2 protein-coding genes are annotated in these 1,567 nt (G+C 74.7%); both read left to right on the forward strand.

Annotated features, from left to right (window positions below; all coding sequences use genetic code 11):
• Positions 1-1,222, forward strand: a 1,222-nt coding sequence (locus tag CCN72_RS25215; protein WP_208638090.1) for an SUKH-4 family immunity protein, incomplete at its 5' end; no start/stop codon positions are given.
• Positions 1,223-1,407: 185 nt separating this feature from the next.
• Positions 1,408-1,567 (forward strand): DivIVA domain-containing protein (locus CCN72_RS38230; RefSeq protein ID WP_143664194.1); only part of this gene is annotated, 160 nt, incomplete at its 3' end.

The raw sequence follows: 1,567 nt of genomic DNA on the forward strand, positions 1-1,567 counted from the left end.
TACGGCACCACGCGCACCCGGTGCCCCCGCGGCGCCGGGTGCGCGTGGTGCCGTACACCAGGCGGAGACCATGCTGGCGGCGCCTCCCGTGGGCGGCCCCGGTGTGCCGCCGCCCCCGCCGCCGGCCATGCCCGGAGCGCCCGGTGTGCCTCCGGGTGCGCCCGGCACGCCGCCGCCGATGCCTCCCGGGCAGATGGCCGCGCCCATGCCGGGGCAGCCCGCGGGGTACGGGTATCCGCAGGCCGGGCAGCCGACGGTGGGCCCGGGGTATCAGGCTGTGCTGCGGTACCGGGCGCAGGACGGTTCGGAGCAGCAGCTGATCCGGCGTTCGGCGCCGGGTACGCCGCATCCGGAGTGGCAGATCTTCCATGAGCTGCGGTCGATGAACGTGCCGCCGGACCAGGTGCTGGAGCTGCACACGGAGCTGGAGTCGTGCGAGCTGCCGGGTGCCTACTGTGCGCGGATGATCCGGGAGCAGTGGCCGCAGGCGCGGATCACGAGCATCGCGCCGTACGGCACGGACCATGCGAGCCGGCAGCAGGGGATGGGTCAACTGCTGGCTCATCAGGGTGAGTTGCATCAGGTGGCGGATGGTCCCGCGCGGCCCGCGCCGGTGCGTGCGCCGTTGCCGCCGGTGCAGGCCGCACCGCCGGTGCCGCCGGAGGCCGCCGGGCAGGAGCTGGCGGCGGCGTTCGGGCCGGGGGTCTTCCGGTTCGAGCAGCAGGCGGTGTCCCGGCAGGGGGTGCCGCCGGTCGTGGCGCACACCCTGGTGGTGGCCGGACTGCCGGTGGACATGGGCCCGTTCTTCTGGGCGCAGGCGCAGCCGGGCCGTCCGGTGCCGACGCTGGCGGAGCTGGCGGCCGAGCGCGGGGTGGCGCCCGCGGCGGACGCGGGGTCGTACCTGGTGATGGGCACGGACTTCGGCAAGGCGCTGTGTGTGCAGTACGGGACGGCGCACATCGTGGCCGTGCCGGTGGAGGCCGGTCCGGGTGGTGCGCCGGTGCCGCCGCAGTTCGTGAACACCGGGCTGCCGGAGTTCGTGCGCTGCCTGGCGCTGCTGGGCCGGATGTGGCGGCTGCGGTACGGGCTGAACCAGGAGCAGGCGGGCCGTTGGACCGTCGACTTCCAGGCGCAGCTGGCCGCGCTGGACCCGGCGGCGCTGGGTTCGCCGGAGAGCTGGTGGTCGGTGCTGCTGGAGCAGATGTGGGACGGGCTGCTGTAGCCCGGCCCGCGGGAACACCTTGGGGACCGGGAACACCCCGGGACGGTGAACCGCGGCACTCCGCCCGTGACACGGCCGCGGAGTGTCGCGTTATGAACAGTTAAGCCCTATCCGTCACGATGTGCGCGAACTCTTGCTGTCGTGCCTGTCCGTCGGAGAGGGGTTCCCGAGTGAGCTGCGCATGGATGCCGCCGGACGGCTTCGCGACCGGCCGGGGGCGCGGGTACCGCCCCGCGCAGGTCGACGCGTACCTGGAGGCGCTGTCCGCGGACCGGGACGCCGCGTGGGAGCGTGCCGCGCGGCCTCCGCCGCCATGTCCTTGGCCAGCACGGTCAGCCGCGCGGC

The organism is Streptomyces murinus (assembly GCF_002154555.1).
Classification (GTDB): Bacteria; Actinomycetota; Actinomycetes; order Streptomycetales; family Streptomycetaceae; genus Streptomyces; species Streptomyces murinus.